Below are 2520 nucleotides of genomic sequence, written 5' to 3' on the forward strand. Positions count from 1 at the left end.
CACAGGCAACTACAAGACCGGTCTCCAGTCCTCCAAGCTGGGCGAGTTCTATGCCGCTATGGTCAAGGAGACCATCGGTGAGGACTTTGACGCAATGTTCGGTCCGGCATACAAGGGCATTCCGCTGGCTACCTCTGTTGCTGGTGCACTGGCTAGAAACTATGGCATTGACAAGCCGTTTTTCTTCAACCGCAAGGAAGCCAAGGATCACGGCGAAGGCGGCAATCTGGTCGGCTACAAGCCGCAGGACGGTGACCGCGTGATTATCATTGAGGATGTTATCACCGCTGGTACCGCTATCCGCGAGACCCTGCCGGTTCTGTTCAACGCCGCTGACGTAAAGGTAACGGATATGTTCATTTCCGTTAACCGCTGCGAAGTCGGTCAGACTCCTGGCAAGACCGCTGTCATGGAAGTCGGCGAAGAATTCGGCATCCATGTACATTCTCTGATTGATGTACGCGACATCCACGAGTACCTTCAGGGTCAGGAACAGTACAAGGACATCCTGCCGCTGATGGAGTCCTATATGGACAAGTACTGCGTATTCTGATTTGAATCGCTGTAAATTTATGCCCTTTCTGCCAAGTTTCGGCGGAAAGGGCTTTTTTTCGCACAAATGTTGTTTTTTACACGATTTTGCCGTATCCCGCATAAAATAACCATGCGATGTGCAATATTTTTGTAGGGAAAGCAGAAAAGACTGGGAAGTCTAGACTTCTCCACCATAAAATGGGAAATTTTTGATAAACTTAGCGTAATTTTTCGGTGGGAAATAACCATGTTTTGGTGTTCGTTATATTTTAAACAGGGTAAACTGTACAAATGATGGTTGTATTCTTGTGTATGAATTGTTATAATGGAGACACCTGAGATGGTGCGAATTTTTTGTGCGATGCCGGAAAGGATGAAGGACAGGATGGACAAGCATCAGATCCTAAAGGAATGCATGGAAAATTTGACACTGCTGACACAGCTGGGAGCCTCAATTGCTGTGCCGCCGGTTCTGTGCCTGCTGGCTGCGAACTGGCTGCGCGGGAAGCTGGGGCTTGGCTTATGGATCATGATTGTCGCGCTCGTGCTGGGACTCGGAGGATCAGCCTCCAACGTGTGGAAGTTTTGGAAGCAGCTCGAAAAGCGTGAGGAGAGAGATACGAAGAAGTGAGCGTGTCACGGGTGGAATTTATGAGACAGGTGGTGAGACATATCAAGATTGAACCGGCAGTCAAAACAGAAACCAAGCGGATCGCAGTCAGCGTCGTGGCGATGAGCGTCGTGATGGAGATTGTGTTTCTGGCTCTGGGACGGTTTGACAGTACCGTTTTGTTCGGTAATCTGCTCGGCGGCGGCTGGGCGATTTTGAATTTCTTTATCATGGGTCTGGCAGTCCAGAAATCTGTGACGAAGGAATTGCCGGAGGAAGCGAAGCTCGTGCTGCAAAATTCGTATACCAAGCGGCTTTTGGCGATGGTGGCGATTTTGCTCATCGGCTTTAAGGTGGACTATTTCAATTGGGTTGCCGTCGTTATTCCGATGTTCTTCCCGCGAATCACCATTGGACTCATGAAATTGCCTATCTTTCGTCGAAAGGAGGAAGAATGATTCATGGAAGTATCCATCACCGGCGCCAAGATATACTACGTCATTCCCGGCATTAACTACCCGATCACACAGACCGTCGTCAATGCCTGGATCGCAATGGTCATCATTGTGGGACTGGCTATCTGGCTGACACGAGGGATGCAGGTACACGCGCGCACCAAGCGGCAGGTCGTGGCGGAAATGATTGTGCAGATGGCACAGAAGCTCGTCCGCGGCAATATGGGGGCAAAATGGGATAGTTTTGTTCCGTTTATCGCAGCGATTTTGTCGATGTCTGTCGTCAGCTCTTTGATGGGCCTGACCGGCGCGTATTCCCCGACCAATGATCTCAACACATTCCTTGCTTGGGGTATTCTGGTGTTTGTCCTCATCACATACCACAAAATCAAGTCGAAGGGCTTCGGAGGCTATCTCAAGAGCTTCACGGAACCGATTTTCGTCATGACGCCGATGAACATCATCAGCGAGATCGCAACGCCGGTCTCGATGTCACTGCGTCATTTTGCTAACATCTGCTCCGGCTACGTCATCGGCCTGCTGCTGTATGCCGCACTGGGAGCAGTCAGCCAGATTCTCTTTTTCTGGCTGCCCGGCTCGTTGAGCGCGATTCCGTTCTTGCAGGTCGGCATTCCGGCTGTGCTCAATGTGTATTTTTCTGTTTTCTCCGGCTGCGTGCAGCCGTATATCTTCTGTATGCTGACGATGCAGTTCGTCGCACAGGCTGCGGGAACAGAGGAGTAAGATTTACAGCGGTATTTTCACAGAGGAGAGAGCAAAATACCGCGACTGACACGACTATGTATTAGGAAAATTCAGGAGGAAATAATTATGGAAAAGGCAATTGTACTCGCAGGATCTGCAATCGGCGCTGGCCTGGCAATGATCGCCGGCATCGGCCCTGGTATCGGTGAAGGCTAC

Annotated in this window: 4 protein-coding genes and 1 pseudogene; all 5 read left to right on the top strand. The window is 50.3% G+C overall.

Going from position 1 to position 2520, the window contains the following annotated elements; genetic code table 11:
• The coding region (pyrE, locus tag ACR0P9_RS10795; RefSeq protein WP_432620024.1) for an orotate phosphoribosyltransferase at nucleotides 1-553 on the top strand (553 nt) is incomplete at its 5' end.
• Nucleotides 554-874: 321 nt separating this feature from the next.
• The gene (locus tag ACR0P9_RS10800; protein ID WP_432620026.1) at nucleotides 875-1165 is read left to right on the top strand and encodes an AtpZ/AtpI family protein; all 291 of its coding nucleotides are present in this window, start codon (nucleotides 875-877) and stop codon (nucleotides 1163-1165) included.
• A 20-nt stretch (nucleotides 1166-1185) separates the two neighbouring features.
• The gene (locus ACR0P9_RS10805; RefSeq protein WP_432620028.1) at nucleotides 1186-1602 is read left to right on the top strand and encodes an ATP synthase subunit I; all 417 of its coding nucleotides are present in this window, start codon (nucleotides 1186-1188) and stop codon (nucleotides 1600-1602) included.
• A 3-nt stretch (nucleotides 1603-1605) separates the two neighbouring features.
• Nucleotides 1606-2343: a F0F1 ATP synthase subunit A gene (locus ACR0P9_RS10810; RefSeq protein ID WP_432620030.1), complete on the top strand. Its 738-nt coding sequence runs from the start codon at nucleotides 1606-1608 to the stop codon at nucleotides 2341-2343.
• Nucleotides 2344-2430: 87 nt separating this feature from the next.
• Nucleotides 2431-2520: pseudogene (locus ACR0P9_RS10815) on the top strand (ATP synthase F0 subunit C); the annotation flags it as partial.

The organism is Butyricicoccus sp. (genome assembly GCF_050872565.1).
Classification (GTDB): Bacteria; Bacillota; Clostridia; order Oscillospirales; family Butyricicoccaceae; genus Butyricicoccus_A.